Origin of the sequence: Chitinophaga sp. W2I13 (assembly GCF_050434005.1) — a bacterium.
Lineage (GTDB): Bacteria > Bacteroidota > Bacteroidia > Chitinophagales > Chitinophagaceae > Chitinophaga.
The window spans coordinates 1,603,852-1,620,946 of the sequence record NZ_JBNPWD010000001.1; the positions used below are offsets into that span (position 1 = coordinate 1,603,852).

Consider the following 17,095-nt stretch of genomic DNA (forward strand, 5'->3'; position numbering starts at 1 on the left):
TATGAGAAACAATTTTGGCAGGAGAAGAGGACTACAGGTGCTCAAATTTGTGATAATGGGAGCGCTGTTTGTTACAGTTGTGGGATTTGCCACCATGCTATTATGGAACTGCCTGATCCCTGAACTGTTCCACGGGCCGGTCATTACTTTCTGGCAGGCGCTTGGCCTGATGTTACTGGGTAAGTTACTTTTTGGATGGCATAACCATCACGATAAATTTAACCGTGGCCGGGAATGGAAATCCCGCCTGAAAGACAGGATGGCGAACATGACGCCGGAAGAACAGGAGAAAATGAGAGAACACCTGCGCAACCGCTGCAGAACCGGGTTTGGCGCATGGAAACGTGACGACTGGCATCGTGATCCGGACAGCAGATGGGATCGTGACCGTGACCCTGAACAACCTAAAAACGAAGAAAAAGAATCACACTAAAAACATTTGTGCGATGATAGGAATATTCAAAACCAATATAGGCAGCCTGGAAGAGCGCCAGCAGATGATCCAGGCCATTGCTTCCAGCTTCCCCGTTGGGTCATGCCATGTAGACTTGGACGACTGCGATAAAGTATTACGTATTGCCGACTTACAGGTGGAAGAGAATATTATTATAGAATTCGTTCAAAAACAAGGTTTTGAATGCGCTGTGCTGGAATAATCTGAGATTTTTCCACAGCAAATCAATATTCCCGGGCCATGTGGCGGTTTTATTATACATAAATTCATTTTATATGTAATATGCTATTGGCCGGTTCGCAAATCTGACGTAACTTCAAAGAGAATGCAGCGGCCCGGGTATATTGTTTACAAAGCCAGGTATTGTGTATCTGAAACCCTCTAAATTTTGTTTCCTATGTACCTGAACCAGCACGAGATCAAATCTCTCTTAAATACCAGTTTCGATAACTTCGTGGATTTTGTGAATACGTTGCCGGATATACGTTTTACCGCTTCACCTTACGGTAAGTGGTCTGCCGGCCAGCAGCTCGATCATCTCACCAAATCCATCAGGCCTGTAAGCAGCGCCATGGGATTTCCCAAGGTAACCCTGCTGTATTTCGGCACCAGCGCCATGCCATCACGGTCGTACGACCAGCTGGTGGCTGATTATGAGCGGATACTGGATGCCGGCGCAAAGGCTACCAGGGCCTATCAGCCCGGGGTGATCTATCCTGCGCAGCGACCAGCGTTACTGCAAGGTTTTCTTCTTCAGAAAAATAAACTGATCAACAAACTGGCTGCCTGGTCGGAAAGTGACCTGGATAAGTATCGCCTGCCACATCCCCTGCTCGGAAAAATTACCATCCGCGAGATGCTGTATTACATTGCGCATCATAATGAACATCACCTGAACAAATTAAAGGACCAGGAATTACAGGGCCACACCTGGCAGAACCAATTACAGCAGCTGATATTCTGATTTTTTAGGTTAAATTGTTGCTACTTAAAAAATCATCATGGCTACAACTGCGTTAGTCATCAGCGGCGGCGGCTCCAGGGCAGCTTTTGCTGTAGGCGCCCTGAAGTACCTCTATTCACAACAACCAGCCATTGCATTCGACTTTTTTTGTGGCACTGGTATCAGCGCATTAATTGCTCCGCTTGCAGCTTTGGGAGAAATTGGCTTGCTGGAAAAATTGTTCACCAGCAACACCACCGCCGACCTGGTAAGCACCAGTACCATGTTGCAACGCTTCCCCCAAAACAACTCTCTTTACAACGCCACCGCCCTTACCCATAAAATTACCAACATCTTTACCGACGTCCGCTTCCGGGCGCTGCAACAGCTGAACAAAGAAGTATTTGTGACCGCGCGCTGCCTGCAAACCAATCGTATCACCTACTTTTCTCCATCGGGTACGGATATGGTGAAGAAGGATTATGACGTTATATCGCTGCACGACAATTATACATTCCGTGAAGCCATGCAGGCATCCTGCAGCATGCCGGTGTTTATGCCACCGGTGGAAGTGGCTTCCCTTCCCGATCATGTGCAGCAGTTCACCAATGCAGGAGGCGCACATTATCATCCCGTTAAACTGGCCATAGAAAAAGGCGCCGCCGAAATCTATGTTATCCTGCTCACCCCGGAAACACCCGGCGAAAATGATATCTTATTCAAAAATTTACTCGATATCCTCGAAAAACAGGTGGATAACAGCACCAATGAAATAGCTGCCACCGACCTGGAAATAACACAGCTCATCAACCAGTCGCTGACTTATCTTGATACAGTAAAAGATCACCTGAAAAAAAAGGGCATCCCTGCTGCCGATATCGATGCGTGTTTTGATCTTCCCGCCGCTAACCCGTTCAAAGGAAAAAGAACAGTAAAGCTGCATGTCATCCGCCCGAAAACAGCGCTGGATGTAGCTATGGGAGGACTCGAATTTATACCGCAGGCAATGAAAGAAATGATGGAAGCCGGGGAACAGCGGGCAGCAGAAGCGTTGCAACTGCTGTAAAAAAATACCGGGATGCTGCTTTTGCAAACAACATCCCGGCGCATGCTTTATTACTGGTGTGTGTTAAGACACTGCTTTGTTATTACTTCTGTCCACATCGGCCATACGCTGACTGGGATCTATTTCCAGCTCCTTAATATCTCCGAGCGGGGTATCCAGTTCCACTTCATAAACAGGATTAGTCCAGTACCAAACGGGATCGACTATACGCTTTACATCCGGGTATTCGTTAGGTTTTTCGCCATACATGATTGACAACGGAATATAGTGCAGCACTTTATTACCGCTCTTATCTGTTACCATAAAATCAATGGGCATCGGCATATATCCTACCCTGCGCAAACGCACTATTGTTTTATTTCCCTTTGCAAAAACACTGTCGATACCATAGTCGATATGTTTTACCGCATTGATAAAATATTGTTTGTACCAATCCAGTTCTATCCCGCTTTCTTTCTCCATTACCCGTACAAAATCATTTACGTTCGGATGTTTGAAACGCCACTCGTTATAATAGCGTAACAGGCCGTTGTCGCGGTTTTTAGCGCCAATTACATAACCCAGCTGTTCCAGGAACACAGCGCCTTTGGAGTAAGCGGTAAGACTGTAACCATAATTGGTATTAAAGTGATCGGCGTGTGTGGTAGCGGGTTCTTCGAAAGGACTTCTTGCCAGCGCAAAATAACCGGCATAAGCATCTTCCTGTGCATCGCGGCCTTTCAGTGAATCAACTGTGTTAAAGATCACATTGTTTTCCGCGAAGGTGGTAAAGCCTTCATCCATCCAGGGATACAGGCTTTCGTTGGTAGCCAGCATTCCCTGGTACCAGCTGTGCATCCATTCGTGCATGGCTACACCGTACAGGCCATCCATTTTACCGTTGCCCATGATGAGCGTGCCCATTGGATATTCCATACCGCCGTCGCCACCTTGTATGAACGAATACTGCTCATACGGGTAAGCGCCGTAATGTGCTTTGATATAGGCATAGGCTGCCGGCACCATTTTGGCCAGCTGAGGCCAGGTATTGTGCGTGTATTCGTTGTCGATATAAAAGAAGTGCGCCGTAAAGCCATCCACTTTCTGTGTGATGTGTTTGTAATCCGGGTCGGCGGCCCACATAAAATCATGCACATTGGGCGCAATGAAATGCCAGGTGAGCGTTTTGCCGGTGGGAGGCGTTACTTTGACGCCTGGTTTCTGGTAACCATGGCCAATCTGATCGGGGTTTTGCAGGTAGCCTGTACCGCCAATCACATATTTTTTATCGATGGTAATCTTTACGTCATAGTCGCCCCATACGCCATAAAATTCGCGGGCGATGTAAGGGGTGGCGTGCCATCCTTCATAATCGTACTCGCACATTTTTGGATACCATTGTGACATGGAGAAGTCCACACCTTCTGCGTTATTGCGGCCACTGCGACGGATCTGTACCGGCACCTGTGAGGCAAACTCCATGTCAAAAACGGCTTTGGAATGCGGGAGGATCGGCTTATCCAGCGGCACTTCCAGGATAGTTTCCACTACTTTGAAGTCCTGTGGTTTTCCATCGCGTTTCAGGGAGATGATTTTCTGGTAACCTATTTCATCTGGTTTCAGCTGGGAGATGCGATCACGTACGCGGTTATCCCAGTCGCGGCGTTCGTTCCCTTTCTTATCTTTTCCTATTACAATTTTGCCCAGTTCGCGGCTGCGTACATCCATCATGCTGCCGGGCTGAAAGGCGTTCCAGTAGAGGTGATAAAAGACTTTCTTTAATGTATCGGGGGAGTTATTGTAATATTCAAGGTGTTGTTGTCCTGTGAACTGATTAGCCGGCGCATCCACCTTCACATCCATCGTATACTTTACTCTCTGCTGCCAGCGGTCTGACTGAGCGCTTAGCTTTAACCAGCTGCCCGCCAGCAAAGCGATGGCCAGACAGCTACCTGTTGTAACCCGATACTTCATTCCGTTTCATTTGGTTTAAAACAGCTAAAATAAGGATGATTTGGCGATTTTGCCGTTGATATTTGATGAATGCGGGCGGTAGAAGTAAATCAGGAGAAACTGTGGAGGGTGAGTCCGAGAAAGTCCGCGTACTGTTGTGCGGCTGGTTCAAAAGTTTTGAATGTGGCTTTTTTTAGTGGTTTAAACGGATCGGTCATGATGGTGACGCTGTCTTTTTTAAAGCTGCGTTTCCAGGTGCCAATGATTTGCCCGTTTTGCACCATGATGGGGTTGAAGATCCCGTTGATCGTCATTACTTTTTTGGCGAACTGCATGTCTATCAGTGTGCTGCGGTCTTTATAACCGATGAAATATTCATCGAAGGCGGGCAGCAGCAGGGCGGTGTCATGTGTGGTTTGTTTTTTTCCGGGGGCCATCCAATAGGCCGTGCCGCTTACATCCAGTGGTTTTAATGCAGATTGGGCGCCTTCCAGTCCGGTTTTAGCATCTGTGAGCGACAGGCCGGCCCATTGGGCAAAGTCCGGTAAAGTAGCCGGGCCGTGGCTGATGAAGTAGCGTTTGGCCAGGGTAACCAGCGACGTTTGTTTGTTAAATGTTGCTGTGCCTGGCAGCCATTCATCCAATAAGGTGTAGGTAAATTGTTTTCCGCTGAGGGGGCCGTTGCAAATAATTCCGTCCGCCGCAGCATGATAAATGATGTGGTTCATGCGGTGGTCGTCGGTATTAATTCCTTTTTCCTGCAGCAGGGTGATGAGTTCTTTGCGGGTGAGGTGGTTGCCTCCCTGCAGTGCTTTGGCGATGTATTGATTGGTTTTCTGCAGGAGGGCGTTGTCCATGTCCAGTTTGCGCATCATGCTGCCCATGCGGGCTTTTATAGTAGGGGCAATGAGTTGGAGTATCCATCGTACATCGGCGGCGGCCAGGAGGTGCAGGGTACCGCGGAAGGCGGTAGTGCGGATAATGGATTTATTGCTGATCGCTTTTTCGATGTCTGCATCGGTGCTGCCGGGGAGCCGAACGCCAATACCCCATTTGCTGTTGGCATGCTCCTGTGCCTGCATGGCGCCGAAGAAGGCTACTATGTCCTGTGGTTTTTTGAAAGATGTTTTGAGCAACTGCTGATGCTGGAGTCTTAATGCAGCAATATCAATAACGGGCATGGCTAAATGATTTGTTATACAAAACAACAGCACGGGTGAGACAACGGTATGTCAGCAACGAACCTGAAGTTAAAGATAATTATTCAACGCCCTGAACCACTACTACGATTTCTCCTTTTACACCTTTTTCAGCGAAGTAATCGTGTACTTCCTGGAGTGTGCCACGTTTATTTTCCTCGAACATTTTGGTGAGTTCGCGGCATACGCAGCATGGGCGGTCTGGTCCGAAATACTGGATCAGGTCGGAGAGGGTTCTGAGCAGCCTCATGGGCGACTCATAAAAAACGATAGTCCGTTCTTCGGTGGCCAGTTTTGTAAAGAGGGTGTGGCGGCCTTTTTTGAGGGGGAAGAATCCTTCAAAGGCGAAGCGGGTCATAGGGATGCCGCTGTTTACCAGTGCGGGTACAAAGGCGGTGGCGCCGGGAAGGCATTCTACCGGTACGCCGGCGCGGGCGCATTCCCTTACCAGTAAAAACCCGGGATCGGAAACACCGGGTGTACCGGCATCCGTGAGCATGGCCATTGTTTTACCACCCTGCAGCTGTTGCAGGAGGTGTTGTACTATTTTATGCTCATTATGCTGGTGGTAGGGTGTAACGGGTTTATTGATCTGGTAATGCCGCAGTAATACGCTGGAAGTACGGGTATCTTCCGCGAGGATGAGATCAGCTTCTTCGAGTACTTTTACGGCCCGGTAGGTAATATCGGCGAGGTTGCCAATGGGAGATGGAACGAGATATAATTTCATAATTTAATTACGAATTACGAATTACGAATGTGTGGGGAGATGCAGTCCGGAGACTTTACCAGTCATCTCCCCACAGCTCCGTTATCCGCAATTCGCAATTAATTATTGTATTTGTACTTCAAAAGATTCCATTACCTGGTTTGCCAACAGTTTCTGGCAGGCATTTTCAGCGATCTGCCTTGCTTCTTCCTGGCTGGCGGCTTCAATTTGCAGAGTAATGTGTTTACCAATACGTACATCTTGTACCTGGCCCAGGCCGAGGTTCTTGAGACCACTCATTACCGCTTTACCTTGCGGGTCTAATAATTCTTTCAGTGGCATCACATTGATATGTGCAGTAAAAGTCATTGTGCTAGAAATTTTGCCGCAAACCTACATCAAAAAATCCAGAATGTTAAACCACTTCTATTTTGGGCGGCGCCACTACCGATAATATTACGTAACAAATAAATATAAAAGGAACAGCAGCGAACTTCAGGAGCGGTATGCTCACCAGGGTGAGCCCGATCAGTAAGAAGCGGGGCCAGTTGTGTGACAGGCTTTTGCTTTTAAACTTCAGGCTGATCATGGGTATTTCCGCCACCATCAGGTAGCAGAGCACGGCAATGGTGATATATAATACCCAGATATTCTGGAACCAATGTGCCAGGTTGAAGGGATTAAATAAAAGGATAAGTGGGAAAGAGGCCACCAGCAAGGCTACTGCCGGAGTGGGCACGCCAATGAAACTTTCGGATTGACGGGTATCTATATTGAACTTGGCGAGGCGGTAAGCAGCGAAACAGGGTACCAGTAAGGCTGGCGCCAGGTTGAGAATAGATACGTCAAATACGTCGGGTTGCTGAAAATAAGCGCTGCGCAGGAGGCGGTATAACATCATGCCGGGCACTACGCCAAAGGTAACTACATCGGCCAGTGAATCGAGTTCCTTGCCCATAGGCCCTGATACTTTGAGGAGGCGGGCTATCATGCCATCAAAAAAATCAAAAATTCCTGCAATCACTACCAGAGCAGATGCCCAGTATACAGGTTCAGGGCTGATAATCGTATAGTCGGTACCGTTAATTTCCGCGCGGTATTCAGGCGCATGCAGTATGCAGATAATGGCCAGTGCACCGCAGAAGAGGTTACATAGGGTAAGAATATTCGGTATTTGTTTCATTAACTGTGATTATGATGATTTTGTGATTATCCTGATGAGCGAAGATAGAATATTGACAATTATATTATATCATCTATCTTTTAATCTTTGCTAAGCAGGATAATCACAAAAAAACACCTTTATTTTTTCGCCATCAGGGCTTCAATTTCATCTGCCGTGATAGGAATATTCTTCATCAGGTCTACATTACCATCGGCGGTGAGCCAGATATTGTTTTCAATGCGGATACCCAGTTGTTCTTCTTCAATATAAATACCTGGTTCGATGGTCATTACAGCGCCTACCGGGATAGGTTGATGGAAAGAAGGGCCGAGGTCGTGCACATCCACACCCAGGTGATGGGAAATACCATGATACAGGTATTTGCGGTAGGCCGGTGTTTCCGGGTCCTGGTTTTTCACCTGTTCTTCTGTGAGCAGACCGATTTTTATGAACTGTTTAGTGGCTTCCTCTCCTACCATTTCGTGGTATTTGGCGATGGTGATACCCGGGCGGAGAATGGATTTGGCGTAGTTATGCAGGTGCAGGCAGGCATCATATACCTGGCGCTGGCGGGGCGAAAACTTACCATTTACCGGTACAGAGCGGGTAAGATCCGCATTGTATCCACCGTATTCTGCACCGAAGTCCATCAGGATTACTTCACCATCCTTACATTCCTGGTTATTAGAGATGTAATGCAGGGTGCGTGCGCGGTCGCCGGAGGCGATGATAGAACTATAAGCTTCACCGGCAGAGCGGTTACGCAGGAATTCGTGTAAAATTTCCGCATGGATTTCATGTTCCCATACGCCGGGTTTAATAAATTTCAGCAGGCGGCGGAAAGTTTTTTCCGTGATGTCCATTGCTTCCTGCATCACCTTGATTTCTTCCGGTGTTTTTACCGCGCGCAGTTCTTTAAAGATAACGGCTGCACGCAGGTAGTTATGGAGCGGGTAGCGTACTTTCATTTCCTGTACATAGCGGTAGTCTTTTACCGGTACCTGGTTTGCCTTGCGGTTATTTTCGTTGGAATTCAGGTAGATGTTGGCGGCTTCGTTGATCCACTGTTGTAAAAGCGCATCCAGGCTATCGAGCCATACTACAGTATTCATACCTGACACCGCATATGCCTCGTCTTTGCGCAGCCTGTGTCCATCCCACTTTTCCTTTAACTCGTTGGGCCGTACCAGCACCAGTACTTCGCGGTACTTCGGGTCGGGGTTATCGGGATATAGCACCACCATCGTATCCTCCTGATCAATGCCTGTGAGCCAATACAGATCAGCATTCTGTTTGAACTTGTACAACGCGTCGCCATTGGTGGGCAGTTCGTCATTGGAGTTGATAATAGCTATAGACTGTGGCTGCATTTTAGCCACAAAACGCTGGCGGTTCTTCACGAACAGCTGCGGATCCAAGGGCAGATTCTTCATATCGCTTAATTTCAAATGAGGCTTCAAACCTATGTAAAATTCGGGAGGTAGAAATATGAAAATGGCCGGAACCGGCAAATCGGTCAATATCTGCACCATTAAATGACAAAATCGTACTAATATTTCCTTACAATTATTTAATAGTATATTCTCTCAATTGTGGTTAGATAATTCCGCAATGAAAAGTAGACATTCTGAAGATATCGCAACAACTACCTCAAACCGCTATTTAATTTCTAAATTTCAATGGTATAACACCTATAAAATTTGACAATATCAAAAAATCGCTAGTTTTGCTTTTACACCAAAACAATCTTGCTTTTATGCAAATGAGTAGCGTAAGGAATCCTGTTGCTGACTTACGGGGACTTGGCATAGAGAACGTAACGAACGTCTATTACCAACTTTCACCCGAGCAACTGGCGGAGCAAACGGTCGCCCGTAAACAAGGGGTATATGCCGATTCAGGGGCATTAGCTGTAAATACCGGCGAATACACCGGCCGCTCACCTAAAGACAAATTCATTGTAAAAGACAACGTCACCACAGACACTGTTAACTGGAACGATTTTAACCTCCCCATTTCTGAAGAAAATTTTGATCGTTTATATAGCAGAATCACCCGTTATTTCAGCGGGAAAGATGTATGGGTACGTGATTGCTATGCGTGTGCCGACCAGGATTACCGGGTCAACATCAAAGTAATTACAGAACTGCCCTGGTCAAGTCTGTTTGCCTACAACATGTTTTTACGTCCTTCGGAAGATGAACTGGATTACATGCACCCCGACTGGACCGTGATCCAGGCGCCCGGCTGTTTGGCTGATCCCGCCACTGACGGCACACGGCAGGGAAATTTCTCCGTCGTGAATTTCACCAAAAAGATCATCCTCATTGGTGGCAGCGCCTATACCGGTGAAATTAAGAAAGGTATTTTCACGATCCTGAATTATGAATTGCCGCACAACAAAAATGTGTTAAGCATGCATTGCTCCGCCAATGTGGGCGATGACGGCGACACGGCCATCTTCTTTGGTTTGAGCGGTACCGGCAAAACAACGCTCAGCGCCGATCCTTCGCGGAAGCTGATCGGCGACGATGAACATGGCTGGACTGCGACCGGCGTCTTTAATTTTGAAGGCGGTTGTTATGCAAAATGTATTGATCTTTCTGAAGAAAAAGAACCACAGATATTTCATGCAGTCCGGGAAGGTGCGCTGCTGGAAAATATCAACTTTTTTCCCGGCACCAATACCGTGAATTATGCGGATTGCCGGATCACCGAAAATACCCGTGTGTCTTATCCGTTGCCGTATATCGACAATGCCATGGAGCCTGCTATAGGAGGCATTCCAAAGAATATATTCTTTCTTACCTGTGATGCCTATGGCGTATTACCACCGGTTTCCAGGTTATCGCCCGGGCAGGCCATGTACCAGTTCATTTCCGGTTACACCGCTAAAGTAGCGGGTACGGAAGCGGGCATTACTGAGCCGAAGTCCACTTTCAGCGCCTGTTTCGGTGCGCCGTTCATGCCTCTGCACCCGGCGCAGTATGCACAGATGCTGGGTGAAAGAATGCGGAAATACAACGTAAACGTATGGCTGGTCAACACCGGCTGGACCGGCGGCGCTTATGGCACCGGCAGCCGTATGAAATTGTCGTATACCCGCGCTATGATCACTGCGGCATTGAATGGCAGCCTGGATAAGGAAACATTCCATACGCATCCTGTATTCGGTTTTTCAATCCCCGACCGTTGCGCCGGCGTTCCGTCCAACATCCTGAACCCACGCAATACCTGGGAAGACAAAGCCGCTTATGACAAGCAGTTGAGGGACCTGGCCGGACAGTTCATCCGCAATTTTGAAAAATATGCGGGAGCTGCAGCACCGGAAATCCTGGCTGCGGCGCCTAAAATTTAATAAATAAAGTACTGTGATCCGGCTCTTCCGTTGTATACATCAACAAGAAGATTTATATTTAAGTTTTGCCTTATAATTTCCACTGAACAACTCGTAAGTTCCTGACGGGCGCAATGCCTGAGCAAAGCAAGTTCCTTTACAGGAGCTTGTTTTGCTGGATCTTCGGAAGATGTAAGTCCATAGCTCCCCACTCCTTCTGACAGCGCTTCCCTAAAAAGCTGATTCCCATAGCTGATTACATACAGCTTTTTCTTACCTTTGCACATGCAAATTTTAGACGGTAAACTCGTTTCTGAGGCTATAAAAGCCCAATTAGCCGCTCAGGTGGCTGAATTGAAGGCCGCTGGGAAAAAGGTCCCTCACCTGGCAGCCATATTGGTAGGTAATAATCCGGCAAGTGAAACCTACGTAGCATCCAAAGTAAAATCATGTGCAGAATGCGGTTACAATTCCACCCTCCTGCGTTTTGATGCGCAGATCTCTGAAAAGCATTTGCTGGACCAGATCATTCTGTTGAATGAGAATCCGGATGTGGATGGTATCCTTGTACAATTACCTTTACCAAAACATATTAATGAAGAGCTGGTGATCAACACCATTGATCCGAGCAAAGATGTGGATGGTTTCCATCCCATGAACGTAGGTAAAATGGTAAGCGGTTTACCTGCCTTTATTCCTGCAACCCCTTATGGTATTATGCTGATGCTGGAGCATTACAACATCCCTACCAAAGGAAAACATGCAGTGGTGATAGGCCGCAGCCATATTGTAGGTACGCCTATGAGCATTTTGCTGAGCCGCAATACCAATCCCGGTAACTGCACCGTTACCCTTACCCATTCCCAGACGCACAACCTGGCTGAAATTTGCCGGCAAGCAGATATCATTATTGCCGCTATCGGCAGACCGGATTTTGTGACGGCAGATATGGTGAAAGAAGGCGCCGTAATTGTGGACGTAGGTATTAACCGGGTGGAAGATGCCACCAGGAAAAGCGGATTCCGCCTGAAAGGGGATGTGAAATTTGACGAAGTAGCTCCTAAATGCAGCTATATCAGTCCTGTACCAGGTGGCGTAGGTCCGATGACGATTGCCGCATTACTCAAAAATACCTATCACGCCACTATTGGTTTGAAAGGAAGTATGAATTAAATATAGCCGGAACTAAAAAAACCGGACCTTTGTGAAGTAAGTCATGTCTGTAACAACGATAAATATTAGTACCGATACCCTCCCGCTGATGGAACGCTTTTACACTATCCAGGGTGAAGGCTATCATCAGGGACGGGCTGCCTATTTCATCAGACTGGGTGGTTGTGATGTGGGTTGCGTGTGGTGTGATGTAAAGGACAGCTGGGATGCAGATAAGCATCCGCAGGTAGCCGTTGCCGATATTGTAACTGAAGCTGCGGCTTATCCAGGCCGTATTGCAGTGGTTACCGGTGGTGAGCCTTTGCTCCATAACCTCGATGCACTTACCCGTTCGCTGCATAAGCAGGGTTTTCATACGCATATTGAAACCTCTGGTTCGTCGCCGCTCAGCGGAAAGTGGGACTGGATTACTTTATCGCCCAAAAAGTTTAAGGCGCCCCTGCCGGAAATCTGCAAGGCCGCGCATGAACTGAAAGTGGTGATCTTTAATAAAACAGATTTTGCCTGGGCCGAAAAATATGCAGCCTTAGCCGGCAAACACTGTAAGCTGTACCTGCAGCCCGAATGGGAACGCAGCGCCGAAATGACGCCGCTGATAACGGAGTATATCAAGGATCATCCGGAGTGGACAATGTCATTGCAGATCCATAAGTATATCAATGTTCCATAGCGCGGATTTTGTCTTTCTCGCTGATTACGCTGATTATACTGATTTTTTTGATTTTTACTTTTGGATTTTTTTGATTAATAATAATTAAGGGAGATAAGAGCGAATATCCGCTTCTATCTCCCTTAATCCTTTATAAAATCAAAAGCAAAAATCAAAAAAATCAGTATAATCAGCGTAATCAGCGAGAAAGACAAAATCCGCGCGCACTATTTTCACAGTATTTTCGTTAATTACACTGCGAATACATACTATGAAAAAGACCTCCCTGTTAATACTGATTTGCCTGCTGGGCTTCGGACTGCTGTTACAAGCCCAGACAGTTACCTATGAAAATGCCCCTAAAAAAGCCAAAGCCAGTTTTGACCGCGCTATTGATGCCGTAAGAACTTACCAGACAAAAGCTGCTATCGGATTTCTGCAGGATGCCATAAAAGCGGCGCCGGGATTTACTGACGCATACGGACAAATGGGTTTGTGTTATGTAGAGCTGAAAGAATATGCAGCAGCCACTTCCGCATTTGAGAAATTAAAACAACTAGACAGCAGCGGGCTGCGACCGGTGATGGTGCCCTATTCTAAAGCGATGGCAGGCACCGGTAATTTCGTAGGTGCATTACAGTTAATCAATCAATACATTGCGTCCATAAAATCGAAAAGTGCAAACGCAGAGAAGCTGAAAGTTAATTATGAATTTGCCGTTAACAACAACCGTCAGGCAGTGCCATTCCACCCGGAAAACCTGGGTGATCCGGTAAACAGTAAAGATCCGGAATACTTTCCCTCATTAACTATTGACAGTAAAACATTGATCTTCACCAGGCGCGTAAATGGCCGCAATGAAGATTTTTATATTACGTACCGGGACAACAATATCTGGTCAGCGGCACAAAACATGGGTGAACCTGTAAACTCCTCTTTCAATGAAGGCGCACAAAACATTTCACAAGATGGTACCATGCTGGTATTCACAGGCTGCGAATTTCCGGAAGGCAAAGGCAGCTGCGATCTCTACTACTCCGAAAAAACCGCTTCGGGCTGGACCGCCCCAAAGAATATGGGATCGCCCATTAACACACGCGACTGGGAATCACAACCCTGTCTCAGCGCCGACAAACAAACGCTTTATTTTGCACGTGAAACACCAGATCATGGTGCAGATATATTTGTAACCAGCCGGCAACCCAACGGGCAATGGAGCGTACCACAAAAAATGGGACCCAATATCAATACCAACGGCAGAGAAACCACCCCCTTCATACATGCCGACGGACAAACACTGTACTTCGCCTCCGACGGGCATCCCGGATATGGCGGCCTCGATATCTTTTACTCACGGCGGCAACCGGACGGCAGCTGGGGACCAGCCACCAACCTCGGTTACCCGATCAACACCATCGATGAAGACGCCTCGCTGGTTGTAGAAGCAAATGGTAAAACAGCCTACTTCGCCTCCGACCGCTCCGATACCCGCGGCGCACTCGATATTTACCGCTTTGAACTCTATCCCGAAGCACGCCCCCTGCAAACACTCTACGTAAAAGGCTATGTGTATGATACCCTCACGCAGCAACGTTTAACCGCCAGCATAGATATCATCGACCTCCAGGGCGGATATAACATTGCCACCGTGAAAACCAATGAAACCGGCGACTACCTCGCGCCATTGCCCGTAGGAAAGGATTACGCCATGCACGTAAACAGGAAAGGATATCTCTTTTATTCAGATAATTTTTCACTGAAAGAACATAACCCCGGCATCCCTTACGAAAAAAATATTCCATTGCAGCCACTGGCTGCCAATGCCAGCATCGTATTGCATAATATCTTCTTCGACAGCAAACAGTATAACCTGAAACCCGAATCGGTAACAGAACTTAATAAGCTGGTAAACCTGCTAAAGGATAACCCTACCATAAAAATCGAGATCGCCGGGTACACCGATAATGTAGGCACCGACAAAGACAATCAACTGCTTTCCCAAAACCGCGCAAAAGCAGTAGTGAGCTACCTCGTTGAAAAAGGCATCCCGCTGGATCGCCTTACCGCAAAGGGTTACGGCGAAAACGACCCGGTGGCTACCAACGATACAGAAGAAGGAAGAGCTGCTAACAGGCGGACAGTGTTCCGGATTATCAGCTTGTAGAGCGGCGCGTAGGTTGTCTTTCCCGCTGATTACGCTGATTATATTGATTTTAAGGATTTGAACACTTTGGATTTTAAATGATTTTGGGAGATATAAGTGGATATTTGATTTTACTTTTTTGATTTTACTTTTTTTATAAAAATTTTGGGAGATATAAGCGAAAATACCCGCTTATATCTCCCAAAATCATTTAAAATCCAAAGTGTTCAAATCCTTAAAATCAATATAATCAGCGTAATCAGCGAGAAAGACAATCTACGCGGCAAACCCCTGCATCATTAGTAGTTGCGCAACCGGCTTTGCAGGACGGAGTCTTTTTGTTGGGTGGTTAGTTTGTATTGGAAGTTGTACAATGCCCCCTTCCCAGTCGCCGTACATTGGGTTGGGCAATACGATATAGCGGCTGCCGAAGTTGGGGGCTGCGTGTAGGGCAGCGGTATTTCTTTCTTCAAAAGGTTTTTTATCGAAGGTGGCGGAGAAGTCGCCGAGGTTATCGCCAAACAGCATTACAATTTCGTATTGCTGTAATACCTGTTGCCGGCGGGGTTCTTTGCCGGAGGTGGTGGTTTTCAGCAGCAGGTGCTGATCGTCGGCATCGGGAAACTGGTAGCGTTGCAGGTTTTGCAATGTAACGGCTCGTTCGCTTTCGGCCCTGTTGGTGATGTAAAATACTTTTACGCCTTTAGAGGCTGCATACCTGAAAAAGGAAGGTGCGCCGGGAACGGTGTCTGCGGCGGCTTTTGCGGTCCATTCCATCCAGCTTTTATCATCGTAGGTTTTACCTGCCAGCGCCTGGTGTACGGAGTAGGGGCTGTTATCCAGCACGGTTTCGTCGATGTCGGTAACTACTGCCAGCGGTTTGTTTCCTTTGGCGGCGAGGTATTGATCGAGGCGAAGGGCCGCCAGTTGATAAGCCTGCAGACACAACGCCTTGTATTCTCCGGATTGTTGCTGCCATAATGCCGCCCATGCCGGTCCGCCCGGGATCAGTGGCGATCCGGTGGTTTTCTCTGCTGCGGGCCGGGTAGTTTTGCAGGCAAACAATCCTGCTACCATTACGCCTGTCAGTATCCATTTCATCTTCATAAAAATATCCGTTGGTAGCTGCAAAAATAATTCATGCAGTGCAGAAAAAGTGCCGCAGGAAAATTGTAAATTATGCGGAAATATTGTTTGTTATGCCCCAGGAACTCATGTATCAACTGGCATTAACCCGTATTCCCCTGATCGGAGATGTGATTATTAAAAAACTGCTCGAGCATTTTGGCAGTGCCGGCAACATTTTCAACGCGCGGAAGCAGGAGCTGGAAAGAATTGAAACGGTGGGCGTCATCAGGGCCGCCGCCATCCGGAATTTCCGTGATTTTACGGAGATAGAAAATGAAATCAGTTTTATGGAGAAGTACAGGATACAACCGTTATTTTGTACAGACCCGGCGTATCCGCAGCGATTGCTTCATTGCTACGACAATCCGGCGATGTTATATTACAAGGGCTGCGCGTCGTTGAATGCCCCGCGGATGATCAATATTGTGGGCACGCGCCATCCATCCGCCTACGGGAAGAGTGTTTGTGAAACATTGGTAAAAGGGCTCTCTGAGGCGGGGATTACCATTGTGAGTGGTTTGGCCTATGGTATCGACATCATTGCCCATAAAACGGCCTTAAAAGCTCAAATACCTACCATTGGGGTGCTGGCACATGGGCTGGACCGGATTTATCCGCCGGCGCATAAGCAGGTAGCTGTGCAGATGCTGGAACAGGGTGGGCTGCTGACGGACTTCCCGAGCCAAACGGCGCCTGACCGGCAGAACTTCCCCAAGCGGAACCGGATAGTAGCCGGCATCTGCGACGCCACTATCGTGATAGAAAGCGGGATGCGCGGCGGGTCGCTGATTACAGCTGATCTGGCCAATGGCTACAACCGGGATGTGTTTTGTATCCCCGGCAGGCTTCATGATCCCCAATCTGCCGGTTGTAATTACCTGATCAAACAAAACAAAGCTGCCCTGCTGACGGGAGCGGAGGATGTGCTGGCGCTGATGGGCTGGCAGGAGAAAACAGCTGCTGTTAAGGCGCCGGTAGTGCAACCGGGGCTATTTCCGGAATTAAGCGAGGACGAACAGCTGATTATGTCGCTTTTCCGGGAAAAATCGCAGCGGCACCTCGAAGAATTGTACCTGCAAACCCGTTTATCCGGAAGCCAGGTGGCTACCGCTGTGTTCAACCTGGAAATGCAAAGTGTGCTCAGAAGCTTACCCGGACAGCTTTACGAGCTGGTTTGTTAATGATTTATTAACAACC

At 47.6% G+C, this 17,095-nt stretch carries 16 protein-coding genes; 9 read left to right on the top strand and 7 right to left on the bottom strand.

The genetic code is table 11. The features are described 5' to 3' along the window. Position 1: 1 nt before the first annotated feature. The 4 genes from QFZ48_RS06390 to QFZ48_RS06405 all read left to right on the top strand — a co-directional run bounded on the left by QFZ48_RS06390 (position 2) and on the right by QFZ48_RS06405 (position 2,463). Positions 2–433, top strand: a complete 432-nt coding sequence (locus QFZ48_RS06390; protein WP_429044855.1) for a hypothetical protein — start codon at positions 2–4, stop codon at positions 431–433. Between the two features lie 13 nt (positions 434–446). Then, positions 447–656, top strand: a complete 210-nt coding sequence (locus tag QFZ48_RS06395) for a hypothetical protein (protein ID WP_079469342.1) — start codon at positions 447–449, stop codon at positions 654–656. 195 nt (positions 657–851) lie between these two features. After that, complete coding sequence (locus tag QFZ48_RS06400; RefSeq protein ID WP_370909358.1) at positions 852–1,418, top strand: DinB family protein; 567 nt, start codon at positions 852–854, stop codon at positions 1,416–1,418. Positions 1,419–1,455: 37 nt separating this feature from the next. Next, positions 1,456–2,463 carry a patatin-like phospholipase family protein gene (locus QFZ48_RS06405; protein WP_429061640.1) on the top strand — a complete coding sequence of 336 codons (1,008 nt, stop codon included), beginning with the start codon at positions 1,456–1,458 and terminating at the stop codon, positions 2,461–2,463. A 63-nt stretch (positions 2,464–2,526) separates the two neighbouring features. Here the strand turns inward: QFZ48_RS06405 and QFZ48_RS06410 are convergent, their stop codons facing one another. The 6 genes from QFZ48_RS06410 to QFZ48_RS06435 form a co-directional block, all read right to left on the bottom strand. Next, the gene (locus tag QFZ48_RS06410; RefSeq protein WP_429061642.1) at positions 2,527–4,416 is read right to left on the bottom strand and encodes a M1 family metallopeptidase; all 1,890 of its coding nucleotides are present in this window, start codon (positions 4,414–4,416) and stop codon (positions 2,527–2,529) included. 89 nt (positions 4,417–4,505) lie between these two features. Beyond that, positions 4,506–5,576: a winged helix DNA-binding domain-containing protein gene (locus tag QFZ48_RS06415; RefSeq protein ID WP_429061644.1), complete on the bottom strand. Its 1,071-nt coding sequence runs from the start codon at positions 5,574–5,576 to the stop codon at positions 4,506–4,508. A gap of 79 nt (positions 5,577–5,655) precedes the next feature. Continuing rightward, a complete protein-coding gene (gene rsmI / locus QFZ48_RS06420) occupies positions 5,656–6,324 on the bottom strand; it encodes a 16S rRNA (cytidine(1402)-2'-O)-methyltransferase (protein ID WP_370909354.1) in 669 nt (222 codons plus the stop codon). Between the two features lie 102 nt (positions 6,325–6,426). Continuing rightward, complete coding sequence (gene purS, locus QFZ48_RS06425) at positions 6,427–6,672, bottom strand: phosphoribosylformylglycinamidine synthase subunit PurS (RefSeq protein WP_142683702.1); 246 nt, start codon at positions 6,670–6,672, stop codon at positions 6,427–6,429. A gap of 46 nt (positions 6,673–6,718) precedes the next feature. Beyond that, positions 6,719–7,486: a CDP-alcohol phosphatidyltransferase family protein gene (locus QFZ48_RS06430; RefSeq protein ID WP_429061646.1), complete on the bottom strand. Its 768-nt coding sequence runs from the start codon at positions 7,484–7,486 to the stop codon at positions 6,719–6,721. Positions 7,487–7,605: 119 nt separating this feature from the next. Beyond that, positions 7,606–8,901 (bottom strand): aminopeptidase P N-terminal domain-containing protein, encoded by a 1,296-nt coding sequence (locus QFZ48_RS06435; protein WP_429044845.1) that lies wholly within the window; start codon positions 8,899–8,901, stop codon positions 7,606–7,608. 323 nt (positions 8,902–9,224) lie between these two features. On the opposite strand from QFZ48_RS06435, the gene pckA reads away from it, so the two are divergent. The 4 genes from pckA (at position 9,225) to QFZ48_RS06455 (ending at position 14,791) form a co-directional block, all read left to right on the top strand. Further along, positions 9,225–10,826, top strand: coding sequence for a phosphoenolpyruvate carboxykinase (ATP) (gene pckA / locus QFZ48_RS06440; protein ID WP_429061648.1), 1,602 nt, complete (start codon positions 9,225–9,227; stop codon positions 10,824–10,826). A 264-nt stretch (positions 10,827–11,090) separates the two neighbouring features. Further along, positions 11,091–11,978, top strand: a complete 888-nt coding sequence (gene folD, locus QFZ48_RS06445) for a bifunctional methylenetetrahydrofolate dehydrogenase/methenyltetrahydrofolate cyclohydrolase FolD (protein WP_079469351.1) — start codon at positions 11,091–11,093, stop codon at positions 11,976–11,978. Positions 11,979–12,021: 43 nt separating this feature from the next. Next, positions 12,022–12,648, top strand: coding sequence for a 7-carboxy-7-deazaguanine synthase QueE (locus tag QFZ48_RS06450; RefSeq protein ID WP_429061650.1), 627 nt, complete (start codon positions 12,022–12,024; stop codon positions 12,646–12,648). A 250-nt stretch (positions 12,649–12,898) separates the two neighbouring features. Then, a complete protein-coding gene (locus QFZ48_RS06455; protein ID WP_429061652.1) occupies positions 12,899–14,791 on the top strand; it encodes an OmpA family protein in 1,893 nt (630 codons plus the stop codon). Between the two features lie 255 nt (positions 14,792–15,046). On the opposite strand, the gene QFZ48_RS06460 is transcribed toward QFZ48_RS06455, so the two are convergent. After that, positions 15,047–15,871 (bottom strand): 5'-nucleotidase, lipoprotein e(P4) family, encoded by an 825-nt coding sequence (locus QFZ48_RS06460; protein WP_429061654.1) that lies wholly within the window; start codon positions 15,869–15,871, stop codon positions 15,047–15,049. A gap of 98 nt (positions 15,872–15,969) precedes the next feature. Here QFZ48_RS06460 and dprA point away from each other — a divergent pair, with 98 nt between their 5' ends. Further along, positions 15,970–17,079, top strand: coding sequence for a DNA-processing protein DprA (gene dprA, locus QFZ48_RS06465; protein ID WP_429044836.1), 1,110 nt, complete (start codon positions 15,970–15,972; stop codon positions 17,077–17,079). Positions 17,080–17,095 lie beyond the last annotated feature (16 nt).